The sequence below is a fragment of the Streptomyces sp. JJ36 genome (assembly GCF_021696945.1).
Lineage (GTDB): Bacteria > Actinomycetota > Actinomycetes > Streptomycetales > Streptomycetaceae > Streptomyces.
The window spans coordinates 191,939-208,301 of sequence record NZ_JACYHE010000001.1; the positions used below are offsets into that span (position 1 = coordinate 191,939).

General features: G+C 76.0%; 10 protein-coding genes. 4 read left to right on the forward strand and 6 right to left on the reverse strand.

Translation table 11 applies throughout. From position 1 onward, the window contains the following. Positions 1–99: 99 nt before the first annotated feature. Positions 100–3,405: a LuxR C-terminal-related transcriptional regulator gene (locus HOY81_RS27230; RefSeq protein WP_308340937.1), complete on the reverse strand. Its 3,306-nt coding sequence runs from the start codon at positions 3,403–3,405 to the stop codon at positions 100–102. Between the two features lie 456 nt (positions 3,406–3,861). On the opposite strand from HOY81_RS27230, the gene HOY81_RS00855 reads away from it, so the two are divergent. Beyond that, positions 3,862–4,731, forward strand: a complete 870-nt coding sequence (locus tag HOY81_RS00855; protein ID WP_237316874.1) for a hypothetical protein — start codon at positions 3,862–3,864, stop codon at positions 4,729–4,731. A 4-nt stretch (positions 4,732–4,735) separates the two neighbouring features. On the opposite strand, the gene HOY81_RS00860 is transcribed toward HOY81_RS00855, so the two are convergent. Beyond that, positions 4,736–5,947 (reverse strand): FAD-dependent monooxygenase, encoded by a 1,212-nt coding sequence (locus tag HOY81_RS00860; protein WP_237316875.1) that lies wholly within the window; start codon positions 5,945–5,947, stop codon positions 4,736–4,738. Positions 5,948–6,313: 366 nt separating this feature from the next. On the opposite strand from HOY81_RS00860, the gene HOY81_RS00865 reads away from it, so the two are divergent. After that, positions 6,314–7,555: a glycoside hydrolase family 6 protein gene (locus HOY81_RS00865; RefSeq protein ID WP_237316877.1), complete on the forward strand. Its 1,242-nt coding sequence runs from the start codon at positions 6,314–6,316 to the stop codon at positions 7,553–7,555. A 93-nt stretch (positions 7,556–7,648) separates the two neighbouring features. On the opposite strand, the gene HOY81_RS00870 is transcribed toward HOY81_RS00865, so the two are convergent. After that, positions 7,649–7,993, reverse strand: coding sequence for a helix-turn-helix domain-containing protein (locus HOY81_RS00870; protein ID WP_237316880.1), 345 nt, complete (start codon positions 7,991–7,993; stop codon positions 7,649–7,651). Between the two features lie 148 nt (positions 7,994–8,141). Between HOY81_RS00870 and HOY81_RS00875 the strand changes: the two genes are divergently transcribed. Then, the gene (locus HOY81_RS00875) at positions 8,142–8,663 is read left to right on the forward strand and encodes a universal stress protein (protein WP_237316882.1); all 522 of its coding nucleotides are present in this window, start codon (positions 8,142–8,144) and stop codon (positions 8,661–8,663) included. 121 nt (positions 8,664–8,784) lie between these two features. Next, positions 8,785–9,783 carry a TerC family protein gene (locus HOY81_RS00880; protein WP_237316883.1) on the forward strand — a complete coding sequence of 333 codons (999 nt, stop codon included), beginning with the start codon at positions 8,785–8,787 and terminating at the stop codon, positions 9,781–9,783. 160 nt (positions 9,784–9,943) lie between these two features. Here HOY81_RS00880 and HOY81_RS00885 read toward each other — a convergent pair whose 3' ends face one another. The 3 genes from HOY81_RS00885 to HOY81_RS00895 all read right to left on the reverse strand — a co-directional run bounded on the left by HOY81_RS00885 (position 9,944) and on the right by HOY81_RS00895 (position 16,266). Further along, on the reverse strand, positions 9,944–10,927 hold the full coding sequence (locus HOY81_RS00885) for an aldo/keto reductase (protein WP_237316884.1): 984 nt from the start codon (positions 10,925–10,927) through the stop codon (positions 9,944–9,946). A gap of 34 nt (positions 10,928–10,961) precedes the next feature. Beyond that, the gene (locus HOY81_RS00890; RefSeq protein ID WP_237316920.1) at positions 10,962–13,850 is read right to left on the reverse strand and encodes an NHLP bacteriocin export ABC transporter permease/ATPase subunit; all 2,889 of its coding nucleotides are present in this window, start codon (positions 13,848–13,850) and stop codon (positions 10,962–10,964) included. Positions 13,851–14,148: 298 nt separating this feature from the next. Next, positions 14,149–16,266, reverse strand: coding sequence for an NHLP family bacteriocin export ABC transporter peptidase/permease/ATPase subunit (locus HOY81_RS00895; protein WP_237316922.1), 2,118 nt, complete (start codon positions 16,264–16,266; stop codon positions 14,149–14,151). Positions 16,267–16,363 lie beyond the last annotated feature (97 nt).

The window sequence follows — 16,363 nt, forward strand, 5'->3', positions numbered from 1 at the left end:
TCCGTCCGGACGCGTCCCGGCCAGGGGCGTCCCGTCCGGGGACGCTGCCGTCCCGCCGTGCGCCCGGGCACCCGGGCGCACGACTGCCCCGGCCGGCCGTCATCCCGTCAGCGCCGGGGCGTCACCGTCGCTCCCGGTCGTACGGGCGTGCGCCACCCGGTCCGCCAGCACCTGCCGGGAGTTGACCCCGAGCTTCCGCATCGCACGGGCGATGTGCTGCTCGACCGTCCGCGGCGAGAGATGGAGGGTGGCCGCGATCTCCCGGTTGGTGAGCCCGGTGGCGGCCAGTCCGGCGACCTCGCTCTCCCGGGGGGACATGCGCTCCCCGTAGGCCGGACGCCCGGGCCGGCGCCGCTCCGTCCCGGGCCGGTGGGCGCGCAGCATCGCCCGTACCCGGGCCGCGTCCCAGGCGGCGCCCAGCGCGGTCAGTCGCTCGACGCACTCGGTGAGGCGGCGGGCCGCCGCCTCACCGCCGCTGCCCAGCGCGAACGCGCAGCGCCCCGCGCCCTCTTCGGTGAGCGCGCGGGCGTACGGGTGCGGCAGCGCGGCGTACGCCGCGCTCGCCTCCCGGAATCGTGCCTGCGCCTCCGCCGGGTCGCCGTCCGCCTCCGCGAGCAGCGCGCGGCACCACAGCAGGGCGGCCGCCGCGGAGGGCGCGTCCCGGCCGTCCAGCCCTCCGGCGAACCCGGCGACCAGCTCGGCCGCCTCCCGCGTCCGGCCGGCCCCGGTGAGGGCCTGCACCGCCCAGGGGGCCAGCTCGCTGCCCCAGACCCACACGCCCTTGCGACCGAGCCAGCCCCAGGCCGAGAGGGCGGCCTCGGCGGCGGCCTCGGTGTGCCCGCGGGCGAACAGGAGACGGATACGGGCGCCCGCCGCGGTGGCCGCGACCGGGGCCTCGCAGGAGTCGTACGACGAGCACGCCGGGACGCCCGGGAAGGACGAGGCCGCCGGGAGCGCCGCGAACGCGGGGGTCCCCGCGCGAGCCGGCTCGCGCGCCCCTGCCGCCTGCGCTGCCGCCGCCCGCCCGCCGGACGGCGCGGCCGTCCCGTCCGCCGGGCGCACCGCGCGGTCCCCAGTGCCGGCGGCCCGGGGGAGGCGGGCGGGCAGGACGCCGTCCGCTTCCCCGGCCGCGCCCGCACGGCCGGACCGCGCGGCCGCCTCGCCGTGACCGTCGTCCGGGGAGCCCGGCTCGCCGCTCTGGCCGATCCGGCCACCCTGGTCGTCACCCCGGACGCCCCGGGCACCCCGGATCTCGTCCCGGTCGTCGCCACGGGCAGGGTGGCCGTCGTTCCGGCCCCCGCCCGCGGAAGTGCCGCCGTGCGGCAGCCAGTTGCCGGCCGCGTCCCACTCCCCCTTCGCCAGTGCCAGCAGCGCCAGCACCACGCGGGCGTCGCCGGCGCTGCCGTCCTCGGCCACCAGGCCCGTGCAGCGGTCGGCGAGCCCCTCCCAGCGGCCCGTCAGCCAGTCGCGGAAGAGCGCGGTGCCGCGCCCGACCCGCTCCAGGAAGGGGGCGCCGCTGCGCGCGGCGAGCGCGACGCCCTCCGTCAGCAGGGCCTCGGCGCGGCGGTGGTGCCCGAGGTAGACCGCGCCGCTCGCGGTGTTGCACAGACCGCGGGCGACCTGCTGACGGCCCGCCCGGTCGGTGCTGTCGCGGGGCAGTGCGGCCACCAGCCGCCAGGCCTCGGGGTCGCCGATGTTCATCAGGACGGTGGCCCGGCAGGCCGCGACGGCGAGCCGGGCGACGTCGTCCCGGGAGGCGGCGGCCGCCCGTTCGGCGCGGGCCAGCCAGCCCAGGTTCTCGGCCAGGGGCGGGCCGGGGAAGAAGGGGTTGGCCAGGGCCGCCATCGCCGTCGCGGCGAGCGCGGGACGCCCGGCGAGTTCCGCGGCGGCGCGGCGCAGCTCCGTACGGCCCTCGGCGAAGCGTCGCTTGCGGTTGTGCAGGAGGAGACCGAGTTCGAGCCGTATCTCGCCGCGGACCGGGGCGGGCAGCGTGGGGTCGTCGACGATGCGGCGCAGCACCCGGGCGGTCTCCTCCGAGCGCAGGCCCAGCATGGCGCCGCGGGCCAGGGTCAGGGCGAGCCGGCCGCGGGTCCGTGGGGGCACGTCGTCGACGGCGAGGGTCTGTTCGAGCAGGGCGACGGCGGCCTCGTCCTCGGCGCCGTCCTCGCCACCCGCGGCGCGGGCGCCCGCGTCGCCCCCGTCGGCGGCCACCCGCTCGGCGGCGCGCAGCCAGTCCTCCGTACGGCCGCCGGCGCGCCAGTGCCGGGCGATCCGCGCCCAGGGCACCGGCTTGCGCCCGGCGAGCAGCGCCGCCGCCCGGCGGTGCAGCCGTTCGCGTACGGGCCCGGGCAGCTCCGCGTACACGACCCGGGCCGCCAGCGGGACGGCGAAGCCGTACCGGCCCTCGCCGTTCTCCCGCAGCGCCGCGTTCTCCAGCGCCGCGACCAGGGCGGCGTGGCCGGTCTCCGCGCAGAGCCCGGCGACGGCGGCCAGGTCGGACGCGGCGGCGTCCTCCCCCAGCACCGCGGCCGCCCAGACGACGGGCCGGTAGGGCGCGGGCAGCGCGGCCAGCTTGTCCAGCACGGCCTCGGCGAGCCGGGCCGGGACGCCCGCCTCGTCGACGTCCCGGGCGGTGAACTGGGCGCGGTACGCGCCGGAGTCCCGCAGCATCCGCAGCAGGTCGACGAGGACCTGCGGGGTGCCGCCGGTGCGGCGGGCCAGCCGGGCCACGAACTCCTGCGGGCAGCGTTCCGCGCCCAGCACCTCGCCGGCCAGGGTGCGCACCGCGGGCTCGGTCAGGGGTGCCAGCCGGCAGCGCGTCACCGACAGGCGGGCCGGGTAGTCCACGGCGCGCTCCAGCGGCAGGCCGGGGCGGGCGAGCCGTTCGGGCCGGTAGGTCAGCACGGCGGCGAACCGCCCCGGGGGCTCCGCCAGCAGGCCGCGCAGGAGAGCGCGGGCCGGCCCGTCGGCGTGGTGCACGTCCTCGGCGACGAGCACGGCGGGGCGTACGGCGGCGAGCGCCGACTCCAGTACCCGGTGTGCGGGCTGCCGGGGGCGGGAGCAGCGTGCCGCGGGGTGCGCGGCGGGAGGCGGCGCCCCGGCGGCCGCGGGACCGTGGCCCGCTCCGGCGGGCGGCCCCGGGGCCGGGCGTTCTCCGGTCGCCCGGTCGGCACCGGCGGGCGCGTCGGCCTCGGCCGGCGCGGGCTCGGCCACCACCAGCCCGCCGGAGGGCCGGAAGGCGACCACCAGCCGCGGCAGGGCACGCGCCTGAGTCACCGTCAGCAGCCGGTGCACCAGTCTGCTCTTGCCCATCCCGGCCGCGCCCTCGACCAGCAGCAGCGCGGGTTCCCGCGCGGCGCCGGCCAGCGCCTCCGTCCACCACCGTTCCCACGCACGTTCGCACACGAGAGGCCGCTCCTCGCAGTCGCCACGGTCTTCGTGCCCCGAAGCGAGCCGTCTGGGAACGGACGTGCTCGCCCTCCTCCGTCTGCTCGCTGCCTATCACGCCCGTCACCCCCCGCGACAGAGGGCCTTTCCGCGGCCCGGCAGCGTCGCCCGCACCAACCGTGGTCCGCGGACGCCTGCGCCGTCCGGGCACCGTCCGGTGCCCGGGGCGCATGGGACGGACGGGCCGGTGCGGCAGCTCCCGGTGTCCGGGCGGTGGGTTCCGCGGACGGGACGGCAGGAGGTGGAGGAGCCGCACTCCGCGGTCGCCCGGCCCGGGGCACGGCAGTCGTCCGTCGGCCCGTCCCGCCCGGCGCCCGCCGGCACGCCCGGCTCCCGTGGCCGCAGGGCCGGGAACCGCGGGCGGGCCGGGGCCGTCCGACCTCCACGGCAGGCGGCGGAGAGGAGCACCGGGAGATGCGCGAGAGCGGCAGAACGGGCGTGGCGGTGGCGGTGGTGCTCGCGGTGGCGGCGACCGTGGCCGGGTGCGGGAAGCAGGGTGCGGACGACCTCGTGGTGACCGGGGAGGCGCCCGCCCGCCCGTACGGCGGGCCGCTGTGGGTGCCGTCCGTGGACGCCGAGGGGGACGGCGCGGAGGGCGTACGCGCGGAGGCGGGGGCCGCCGGGCGGGCGCTGGAGTGCGACGGACCGGTGCGGTCGGGCGGGCGCAGCGGCCCCTGGAGCGAGGGGGACGGCGGGGAGACGCCCGAGGAGGGGCTGCGCGCGTACTTCGAGATCGAGCAGCCCGGGGTGCCCGAACGGGGCTACCGGGTGGAACGGCGGGAGGCCGGGCGGGTGCTCTTCTCCTACGACGTGGCGGGCGAGACCAAGGTCGCCGTCGTCGTCGCCGAGGACCGGCCGCGGCGGCCCGGGTGGGGGCCGGAGACCGCGGCGTCGTGCGATCCGGCCGAGTTCGCGCCGGAGTACGCCGAGGAGCAGGGGTGGGAGGTGTGGACGGACCGGCGGGGCGAGCGGGTGCCGCTCTCGGAGGTGAGCAGCTCGGCCGGCTCGGGGCACTGCGGCTGGGAGCAGGCCCACTTCCTGGAGCTGGGTGCCGGCGCGGACCGGAAGCTGTACGCGCGGGACCCGGAGGGCGTGCTGCCGCCGGACATGCTGACCGTCCCGTACGACGGGAGCGTGCGCCTGCCCGCGGCGGCCCGGGACACCGGATACCGGCTGGACGACCGGCAGTTGTGGCTGGTGGACGGGGCGCAGCGGGCGTACGTGCGCACCCCGGACGGGACGGAGGCGTGGCCGGCCGTCCGGGAGGGGATGAGCTGCGCCTGAACGGTCAGCGCGAGCCGCGGTGGAGGGCGGCGGCGACGCGGGGGCCCAGCCGGCGCTTGGCGCGGCGGAGCGGGCCGAGGTGCTCGACGGCCCGGTCGAGCCGGTGGTAGAGCCGCGGCGGGACGTGCGGTAGCAGCGGCGAGTGGCGCTGCCCGAGCAGCGCGAACATCTGCTCGGGCGGCAGCCGCATGTAGCGCGGCAGGTTCTCGTACCAGCGGGCGCTGTAGCGGGCGGCGCTCTGCACGGAGAGCAGGGCGCGCTGCCGGGTGCGTGCGTACTCCGCGCAGGCGGTCGCCGGGTCGGAGTGGCGGTGCAGCGCGTCGGCCAGGGCGGCGGCGTCCTCCAGGGCGAGGGTGGTGCCGGCGCCGATGGAGTAGTGGGTGGTGTGGGCGGCGTCGCCGAGGAGCACCACGTTGCCGTGGTGCCAGGTGCGGTTGGTGACGGTGCGGAAGGCCTGCCAGGGGGCGTCGCCCGCGTGCGCGTCCCCGGGCGGGCGGGCCAGCAGGGGCTCTCCGGCCAGGGTGTCGGCGAAGAGCTTCTCCAGCAGGGCGAGTCCGTCGGCCTCGGGCGCCCGGTCCAGTCCGAGGCCACGCCAGGTCGAGGGGGCGCACTCGAAGACGAGCGTGCTGTGCTCCTCGCTGAACGGGTAGGCGTAGCACCAGATCCAGCCGTGGTCCGTCTCCGTGAAGGCGAAGGTGAAGGAGGAGAAGACCCGGGTGGTGCCGAGCCAGACGTAGGAGTTCCGCCCGAGGGTGGTCTCGGTGCCGAAGTGGGCGGCGCGGCGCCGGCGCAGGGCGCTGTGCACGCCGTCGGCGGCGACGACCAGGTCGGCGCCGGGGAGCTGCGCGGGGTCGGTGATCTCGTCTTCGTACTCGAGCCGCACGCCGAGGCCGGCGGCGCGGTCGGCGAGGATCTCCAGGAGCCGGTGGCGGCCGATGCCGAAGCCCTCGTCGCCGGGCTGGGTGAGGGTGTGGTCGCCGATGTGGGCGATGCCCCGGTCCCAGGAGACCGAGTGCTCGCGGAGTGTCTGCGCCGAGACGGGGTCGTGGCGGTGGAGCCAGCCGAGCATGGCGCGCCAGTAGGTGACGCCCCAGCCGTAGGTCGCCCCGGCGGGCCGCCGTTCGTGGACGGTGACCTCGTGGGCGGGGTCCCGGAGCTTCATCAGGAGGGAGAAGTAGAGGCCGGCGGGCCCGCCTCCGACACATGCGACCTTCACAGCGCACCCCGTCGACGTCATACGGTGATCAAGGACCGGCACAACGTAACAGCGGGTGACGCCGCACACGGGGATGCGACGCCGCCGGGTCCCCCGGGTGCACGACAGCATGCACGGCGCGGGGCTGAGTGAACCCGGCGTGCCGGGTCGGCACCGGGCAGGCGCAGCCCGGGCGCGCCCCGCGGACAGCCGGCGCGAACCCGGCGGAGCAGCGCGGCGATCCGTGCGCGAGGTCTTGACGCCGCGCCCCGGGCGGGGCAGGGTCGGCACGCCGATGGGAGCGCTCCCATGCACATGCGCACCCACCGCGGGCCCGCCGCACGGCCGGCCCCCTTCGCCCGCCGGACGAGGTCAGGAGCTGAGAGAGTGCACGGACACAGCAGGAGCAGACTCGGGAAGGGCGCCCTGTTCGGCGCGGCCACCGCCGCCGTGCTGGCGCTGCTCACCGGAGCCGCCGCCCCGGCCGGGGCTGCCCCCGACGCCACCCGCGACGCCGCGCCCGGTGCCGCACGGGACGGGCACGGCCGGACGGACGGCGGCACCCGCCTCCACACGCCCCCGGCCAACCCGGACGCATACCGGCAGATCGGCTCGCTGCTGCGGGACGGGGAGTACGCGGACGCCGCGCGCGTGTTCCGCATGGTCCGCACCCCGCAGGCCGTCTGGTTCACCGGGGACGACGACGGCCGGACCCGGCAGGACGTGCGCCGGACGGTGCGCGAGGCGGACCGCAAGGACGCCCTCCCGGTGCTCTCGCTCTACAACGTCCCCGGACGCGACTGCGCGCAGTACTCGGCGGGCGGCGCCTCGGACACCGCCGAGTACCGGGCGTGGATCGACGAGGTGGTGCGCGGCATCGGGCACCGGCGGGCGCTGATCGTGCTGGAGCCCGACTCGCTGGCGCTGCTCCCCTCCGACTGCGGGCAGGACGACGCCGAGGGCACGCTGACCGACGCGCGGTACGAGGAGGTCCGGTACGCCGTGGACCGGCTGGGCTCGCTGCCCCGTACCACCGTCTACCTGGACGCGGGGCACAGCGGCTGGCACGCCGTCGGGTCCATCGTGCCGCGTCTGGTGCGGGCGGGAGTCGAGGACACCCGCGGCTTCTACCTCAACGCCTCCAACTACCGCTCGGACGCGGAGCTCGCCTGGTACGGCACGCTGATCTCCGGCTGCCTGTCCTACGTGGCGGAGGGCGGCGCCGCGGCCGACTGCCCGGACCAGTGGTCGGACCGGGCGGAGGCCCGGGCGTGGCTGGAGGAGCAGGTGACCGCCGGCCCGGCGGACCGGGCCCACTATGTGACGGACACCAGCCGCAACGGCCGGGGGCCGTGGACCCCGCCGGAGGGCGAGTACAGCGACCCGCAGGACTGGTGCAACCCGCCGGACCGCGGACTCGGGAAGCGGCCGACGACCCGCACCGGAGACCCGCTGCACGACGCCCGGCTGTGGATCAAGATTCCCGGCGAGTCGGACGGTGAGTGCCTGCGCGGCACCGAGGGACCCGAGGACCCGGAGCGCGGCATGGTGGATCCGCCGGCCGGCGCGTGGTTCCCGGAACAGGCCCGGGAACTGGTGCGGTTCGCGGAGCCGCCGCTCTTCCGCTGAGCCGTGCGGCCTGGCCCGTCCTCGCGGTCACACGGCCGGAGGGCGGGCCGTCGCGGCCGGCGGCGGGGCCCGGGGGCTCCCGGGCGGCCCGTTTCAGGCGTGACCCGTGTCCGGCTTCGCCGCGTCCGCGTCGGGAACCTCCTCGCGGTGGAGGAAGGCGGCGAGGAGGTCCCCGACGGGATGGTCCGCCTCGGAGGGGTGACGCAGGGCGACGGTGGGATCGACGGTGTAGCGGTTGCGGCGGCCCACCCGGGTCCGGGTGAGGTACCCGGTGGCTTCCAGGTCGGCGACGATGAGCTGCACGGCGCGCTCGGTGATGCCGATGCGCGCGGCGACGTCACGGAGGCGCACGTCCGGGTCGCGGGCGACGTGCAGGAGCACCCGCGCGTGGTTGGTGAGGAACGTCCACTGTCCACTGCCTGCCGGTGAGGTGCCCATGCCTCCATCGTAGGAAGCCGGCTTCGCCCGTACTCAGCAACGCGAAGAAAGTTACACGAAAAAATATTCGCGTAATCCTTGACGCCTGTTATCCGGTAACCGGACAATCGAGGACATCACAACCTCCCCCTGGAGCAGGTGAGCCGGAGTGACCGTCCTCTTCCCCCCACGCCCCGTACCCGCCTCGCCGCGCGCACCCCTGGCGGCACTGCCGCAGCCGGTGGCCGCGGTGCTCACCGACCGGACGGACGACGTGGCCGTGGCACAGGCGGCCGCCCGGAGCGCGCTGCTCCGCCAGGCGCCGCTGCTGCTGATCGCGGTCCTCCCGCACGCCCGGCCCGGCCGCCGGCCCGCGCCCTCCGCACCGGAGGTCCGTGCGGTCCTGGGGCGGGTCCTGCCCGGCGTCGAACCGCTCGGCCTGGGCCACATCCCGGCGGTGTTCACCCCCGTCACGCGCCGGGCGTCCCGCCTCGCGGCGCCCTGGCTCCTGCTGGACCTCGCCTCCCGCCACCGGGCGCCGCAGGTGTTCGCCGCCCGGCACAGCCCGTACGGGCTGGACGCGCACGCGTTGATCGAGGCCGCCTCCCACCGCGGCGGCCCGCGCGTGCACGCGGTCGGCCCCGGGAGGTGGGCTCCGCTGCTGCCCCGCCCGCAGGGGGCGGCCCGCTGACCGCTCCGGCGGGCCCGGGCCCCCCTCCGCCACCGTGGCCCCACCCGCCGGAGCCCCCTCCGACGGCGCAGCCCTCACCGGCGCCCGTCACTCCGCCCACCGACGCCACAAGAGACCTGAGATGAACGACCTGTCCTTCAGCGTGCCCCTGTGGGGGTGGGCGGTGCTCACCCTCGCCATCGCGGCGATGCTGGCCGTCGACCTGCTGGCACACCGCGACAACCACGTCATCGGTTTCCGCGAGGCCGCCGTCTGGAGCGGTGTCTGGATCGGCGCCGGGCTGGGCTTCGGCCTCGTTCTCCTGGCCTGGCAGGGCGGCGAGGTCTCGTCCACCTACTACGCCGGCTACCTGATCGAGAAGGCGCTGTCGATCGACAACGTCTTCGTGTTCGCGCTGGTGTTCTCCTTCTTCGCGGTGCCCGACGCCTACCAGCACAAGGTGCTCTTCTGGGGGGTCATCGGAGCGCTGGCCGCCCGTCTGGTGTTCATCTTCGTCGGCGCCGAGCTGCTGCGGGTCTTCTTCTTCACCGCCTACCTCTTCGGCGCGTTCCTCATCTGGACCGCCTGGAAGATGGCCTTCTCGAAGGACGAGGAGGTCCACCCCGACCGCAACCCTCTCGTCCGCCTGGTGCAGAAGGTCGTCCCCACCGACGCGCGCTTCCACGGGGACGCGTTCTTCACCCGCCTCGACGGACGACGGGTGGCCACCATGCTGTTCGTCGTCCTCGTCGCCATCGAGGCCACCGACCTGATCTTCGCCATCGACTCCGTCGCCGCCGTCCTGGCCATCACCACCAACACCTTCCTGGTGTGGACCGCCAACGCCTTCGCCGTCCTGGGGCTGCGCAGCCTGTACTTCTGCCTCGCCGGACTGCTGCGCCGTTTCGCCTACCTCCACTACGGCCTGGCCGTCCTCCTCGCCTTCGCAGGCGTCAAGCTGATCCTCTCCGAGACCCCCGTCGGCAAGCTCCCCGTTCCGCTCACCCTCGGCGTCATCGCCGCCGTCCTCACGGTCTCCGTCGCCTGGTCCCTGGCCGCCACCCGCGACCAGCCCGCAGCCGACGACGACCTCCAGGCCGCCGGCACCGGGCCCGGCGGGCACGCCCGGCACCGCGAGTGACACGACGCGAGGGCCCGCGCCCGGAAGGCGCCCCGGCGAGGCCCTCGCCCACCGCAGCCGGCACCGGCGTGCGGTGGGGTACGCCGGGCCGGCCGACGCCCCGCCCCGCAGCGGCCCGGGACCGGGGCGCGGCACGATGCGAGGGGCCGGCCCCCGTACGTCACCAGTGGGCGTGCACCTGGTCCCGCAGGCGCCGGTCGTAGAGGTCGCGCACCGCGTCCAGGGTGGCGGGCGGCAGGGGCGGCAGCGCCGCGGCGGCCGCGTTCGCCCGTGCCTGCTCGGGCGAGCGGGCGCCCGGGATCACCGAGGTGACGCCGGGCTGCTGGACGATCCAGCGCAGCGCGGTCTGTGCGGGCGTGGCACCCTCCGGGGCCAGCTCCACGAACTCGGCGGCCGCTTCCAGACCGGTCGCGTAGTCCAGGCCGGAGAAGGTCTCGCCGCGGTCGAACGCCTGGCCCTCGCGGTTGAAGGCCCGGTGGTCGTCGGGTGCGAAGACGGTCTCCCGGGTGTACCTGCCGGAGAGCAGCCCGGAGGCCAGCGGCACCCGGGCGATGATGCCGACGCCCTCGCGTGCGGCGGCGGGCAGCACCTCCTCCAGCGGTTTGCGCCGGAACGGGTTGAGGATGATCTGCACGCTCGCCATACCCGGTCGCGCGAGGGCGGTGAGCGCCTGGGCGCAGGTCTCCACGCTGACGCCGTAGGCGGCGATGCGCTCCTCGTCGACCAGGGTGTCCAGGGCGTCGAAGACGGCGTCGGACGAGTGGACGGCGTCCGGCGGGCAGTGGAGCTGCACCAGGTCCAGCCGGTCCACGCCGAGGTTGGCGCGGGAGCGGTCGGTCCAGGCCCGGAAGTTCTCCAGCGTGTAGTTCTCCGGGAGCTGGTCCACCCGGCGGCCCATCTTGGTCGCCACGTAGACATCGTTGTCGGGTCGCTCGCGCAGGTACCGGCCGATCAGTTGCTCGCTCCGGCCGTCCCCGTAGACGTCGGCCGTGTCGAAGAAGGTGACGCCCGCCTCGACCGCCGCGTCGAGCACGTCGAGCGCGTCCTGCTCGCGCACCGTGCCCCAGTCGGCGCCGAGCTGCCAGGTGCCCAGCCCGACGACGGAGACCTCGCGGCCCGTCCTTCCCAGCACTCGTTGTTCCATGGGGCGATCCTAGGCGGCCCGCCGGAGGGCCGCTTCAGCGGAGCTGCCGGCGCACCAGTTCGTGGAAGAGACCGCCGGTGTCGGCGAGCAGCTCGGCCGGCGGCCCCTGCTGGACGACCCTGCCGTCCGCCATGGCGATCACCCGGTCCGCGTCCATGATCGTGGAGAGCCGGTGGGCGATGACCACCCGGGTGGCGTTCAGGGTGCGGGTGGACTCGATGACCACCCGCTGCGCCTCGTTGTCCAGGGCGCTGGTGGCCTCGTCGAAGAAGAGGATGCGCGGCTTGCGGATGAGCGCCTGGGCGATCATCAGCCGCTGCCGCTGGCCGCCCGAGACGGTGCCGCCGCCGTCGGAGAGCATGGTGTGCATGCCCATCGGCATGGCCTTGATGTCCTCGGCCAGCCCGGCCATCGCGGCGGCCTCCCACGCCTCCTCCAGGGAGAACTGCTCGGCGCCGCAGATGCAGTCCAGGATGGAGCCGGAGAAGGGCTGGGCGTTCTGGAGCACCACGCCGCACTGGCGGCGCACGGCGGACCGGTCGAGCGCCGCGAGGTCCTGGCCGTCGTAGAGGACGCTGCCGGCCACCGGCCGGTCGAAGCCGATGAGCAGCCGCAGCAGCGTCGACTTGCCGCAGCCGCTGGCCCCGACGATCGCCACGAACTCCCCCGGCCGCACCGCGACGTCGACGCCGTCGAGGACCAGGGGGCCGTCCTCGCTGTAGCGGTAGGACAGCCCGCGCGCCTCGAGGGCGCCGCTGAGCACGCCGGGCCGGGTGCTGCCCGCGCTCACCTCGGGCGTCTCCCGGAAGATCGGCCGGACCTGCTCGAACATGGGCACCACCGCGGCGGCCGAGAGCAGCGCTCCGGTGAGCTGGGTGACGGAGGAGAGCATCATGGTCACCGCGGTGTTGAAGGTGAGGAAGGCGGCGGCGGACAGGGTGCCCCGGGCCGGCCCGGCCAGCAGCACGAACATCACCAGCGTGGTGAGCGGCAGATAGACGGCGTTGAGCACCGTGATGACGTTCTTGATACGGCCGACGCGCTGCTGGAGCTCCCGGGTGCGGGCGAACTCCCGGGCCCAGGCGGCGTACGCGAAGCTCTCGGCGGCCGCGACCCGCAGTTTGGGGAGCCCGCGCAGGGTCTGGTACGCCTGGTTGTTGAGCTGGAGAGTGAGCTTGATCAACCGCCGCTGGTAGCGGAGCTGCCACAGGCCCAGTCCGAGGAAGACGGCCGCGATGACGACCAGCAGGGCGAGCGCCACCAGCGCCAGCGGCACGCTGTAGAAGAGCAGCAGCGCGAGGTTCATGGTCCCGACGGTGCTCGCCTGCACCGCGACCGAGCCGATGCCGGAGAGCACCCGGCGGATGGCGCTGATGCCCATGGCGGCGCCGGCCAGCTCGCCGGTGGAGCGGTCCGCGAAGAAGGTGGTGGGCAGGCGCAGCAGCCGGTCCCAGACAGCGGGTTGCAGCCCGGCCTCGATGCGGCCCTCCATGCGCAGGATGGAGATGTTCTGGAGCAGCATGAAGGCGGCCGCGACGACGCTGGTGGCGACGAGCGCCAGGGCGGTCCGCGTGATGAGGCCGGTCTCGGCGTTGGGGACGTACTCACCGAGGACCTTGCCGGTGGCGATCGGCACCAGGGCGCCCAGTCCGACGGCGACCAGCCCGCCGAGGACGAGGCTGCGGAGCTCCGCGCGGGTGCCGCGGATGCCGAAGCGGAGCAGCGCGAGCAGTCCGATCGGCCGCTCGGGCAGGGGGCGGTAGAACATCACGGCGCGCCGCTCGTAGCGGGCCTCGTCGTCCTTGCCGATGCGCTCCCGGGTGCCGGTGGCCGGGTCGACGGCCGTGTAGCGGCCGCGGCGCCAGAGCAGCGCGACGGGGGCGCCGTCCTGCTCCCGGCGGCCGACCAGGGGCCCGGTGTTCTCCCGCCACCAGCGGCCGCTCAGCCGGACCACGCGGGTACGGACCCGGGAGGCGAGCGCGACCCGCTCCACCGGGTCCATCCGGTCGGCGGCGGTGTCCGCCGCCACCGCCTGCCCGGGTTCGGTGAGGGCGATGCGGGCCTCCTCGGCGACCAGCCGGCAGGCGGCGAAGGTGGCGTCGTCGCCGGCCTGCCGCCGGTCCCGGCGGGAGCGCGCGATGGAGGCCAGCAGCGCCTGGTCGGCCTGGCTGCGGGCGGTCTCGCCGGCCTCGATTCCGGCGGCCGTGCGGTCCTCGTGGGCGCGTTCCTCCCGGGCGATCCAGCGGTCCAGGGCGTGCAGCAGGCGGTACTGCTGGTCGACCATGCCCTGCCACATGGCGGGGTCGACCAGCAGGGTGCCGGCGGCGTCCGCGGTGTAGGCGGCGCCGTACTGCACGCTGCCGGGGGTGAGCTGCATCCAGACGATGTCCTCGTCGCCGCCGGTGGGGGCGTCCGCGCGGTCGGCGGTGGGGCGGCCGTCCAGCGGTGCCTGGTAGAGCACCCGCAGCCCGCGCCCGACGCCGCGGGCGAAGGCGTCCTCCAGCGGGCTGAGCCGGGCGGCGCCGGCCTGCCCGTACGGGTCGCCCGCGCCCTGGTCGGCGTACCACTGGTCCGCGTACCACTGGTCGGCGTAGAACTGCCCGGTGTCCCACGGGCCGGTGCCCCACTGCCCGGTGTCGGGGCCACCCGCCGCGCCGGGGCCGCCGGGCCCGTGGCCGGGCGGGCCGTACGCCGCCGGGGCGAGTTCGCACAGCTCGACACGGCGCAGCCGGCAGCCCTGGAGCGGCCGGCCGACGAGGGTGTGCTCCGGGCCCTCGACGGGGCCCAGCAGCAGGGTGCCGGGGCCGAGCCGGCCCAGGAAGTGCCAGTGGCCGAGGAGTGTGGCGTCCACGGCGAAGAGGTCCAGGGCGCCGTCCCGCACCAGCCAGAGCACCAGCGGGCCCTCCAGGGAGAGGCTGCGCACATGGGAGCAGTCGACCTCGGCGCCGAGTTCGCCGAACGCGGCGACGACCGGGTCGGCGGGGTCCGCGTGCGGACCGGCGCCGGGTGCGGGGCCGGCGGGGGTGCTCGCGGCGTACGGACGGGCGGACGGGCCGGATGCGGACGGGCCGGGGTGGGCCACGCCCGTCGGCCCCGCACCGGAGGGGGCCGCGCCGGGGTGCGCGGGCCCGGGGTGCGCCGGGCCGGGCGCCTGCGCGCCGGGCTGCTGCGTCCCGGCGCCGTGCGGCAGGTGCTCCGGGTGGGTCTCCGGGAAGGTCACCTCAGTGCTCCCTCACCAGCTCGGCGTAGGCGCCGCCCGCCGCCACGAGCTGTTCGTGCCGCCCGCGTTCCACGACCGTGCCGCGGTCCAGCACCACGATCTCGTCGCTGTCCCGCACGGTGCTCAGCCGGTGGGCGATGACCACACAGGCGCAGCCGCGGCGGCGCAGGTTGTCGATGATGCGCTGCTCGGTCGCCGCGTCCAGCGCGCTGGTCACCTCGTCCAGGACCAGGATGCTGGGGCGCCGGACCAGCGCCCGGGCGATCTCCAGACGCTGCCGCTGGCCGCCGGAGAAGTTCCGGCCGTCCTGCTCGACCCGGCTGTGGATGCCGCCGGGACGCCGGGCCACCACATCGTCCACGACCGCGTCCTCCAGGGCGGCGCGGACGGCCTCGTCGGTGACGGACGGGTCCCAGAGCGCGACGTTGTCCCGGACCGTGCCCTCGAAGAGGAACACGTCCTGGTCGACGAAGGAGACGGAGGCGGCCAGCGCGCCGCGCGGGATGTCCTCCAGCCGCATGCCGTCGATCCGGATGGTGCCCTCCCACGGTGCGTACAGCCCGGAGACCAGGCGGGAGACGGTGGACTTGCCGCTGCCGGAGCCGCCGACGAGCGCGACCTGCCGTCCCGGGCCGACGCTCAGGGAGAAGTCCCGGAGCAGCGGCGCGTCCAGCGGGCTGTAGCCGAAGGTGATGCCGTCCAGCTCGACATGCCCCTTGAGACGGCGGGTGCTCGCGGCGGGCTCGCGGCGGGAGTAGAGCGGGTCGGCGGGGAAGTTCTCCACGTCCTTGAGCCGGGCGACGTCGGCGGCGAAGTCCTGGATGCGCCCGGCCACGCCGTTGAGCCGGGTGAGGGGCGCGGTGAAGGAGGTGATGAGCGCCTGGAAGGCGACCAGCAGGCCCACGGAGAGATGTCCCTCCACGGCCCGCATGCCGCCGATGAGCAGGATCAGCGCGCTGTTCAGGGCGGCCAGGGTGGGCGCCACGACGGCCAGCCAGGCGCTCGGCACGCCGAGTCGCTGCTGCACGTCCAGGGTGACGGCGTGCTGCCCGGCCCAGCGGCGGAAGAAGCCGTTCTCGCCGCCGGTGGCCTTCATGGTCTCGATGAGCTGGAGACCGCTGTAGGAGGTGTTGGTGAGCCGGGCGGTGTCGGCGCGCAGCTTCTGGGTGCCGGTGGCGCGCAGCCGGATCACGATGCGCATGGCGACCACGTTGAGCAGCGCGATGCCGATGCCGACGACGGTCAGTTGCGGGTCGTACGTCCACAGCAGCACCGCGTAGAGCACCACGACCACCGCGTCCACGCCGGCCGCGGCCAGGTCCCGGGCGAGCGTCTCGGCGACGGTGTCGTTGGACTGGAGCCGCTGGACGAGGTCGGCCGGGTTCCGCTGGGAGAAGAAGGTGACCGGCAGCCGCAGCAGGTGGCGCAGGAAGCGGGCGCTGCCCAGGGTGGAGGAGATGATCCGGCCGCGCAGCAGGTTGGCCTGCTGGAGTGCGGTGAGGGTCGCGGTGAGTACCAGCGAGGCCCCCATCGCCCCGAAGATCACACCGAGCAGCGAGGACTGGTCCCCGATCAGGAACATGTCGATGTAGGTGCGGCTGAGCGCGGGCACCGTGGCGCCGACGACCACCAGCAGCAGGCTGGAGAGGACCGCGGCGAGCAGGGTGCCGGAGGTGCCGCGCATCCGGGCCGGCAGGGCGCGCAGCACGCCGGGCTTGCGGCCGGTGCGGCGGAAGCCGGCCTCGGGCTCGAAGGTGAGCACGACGCCGGTGAAGCTGGTGTCGAACTCCTCCATGGGCACGAACCGGCGGCCCTTGTCCGGGTCGTTGATCCACACGCCCTTGCGGCCGAAGCGGCGGCCCATGCCGTCGTAGACGACGTAGTGGTTGAACTCCCAGAAGAGGACGGCCGGGGCGCGCACCTCGGCGAGCGCGGCCAGGTCCATCTGCATGCCCTTGGCGCGCAGGCCGTGGCTGCGGGCCGCCTTGAGCAGGTTGCTGGCGCGGGAGCCGTCCCGGGAGACGCCGCAGGCGATGCGCAGTTCCTCCAGCGGCACGAAGCGGCCGTAGTGGCCGAGGACCATGGCGAGCGCGGCCGCGCCGCACTCCACGGCCTCCATCTGGAGCACGGTGGGCGTCCGTACGGTGCGGGGCCGCGGCCCGCGGGGCACGGCCCGGGCCCGCGGGGCGGCCCGGCGGCGGCCGCCGCGGGCACCC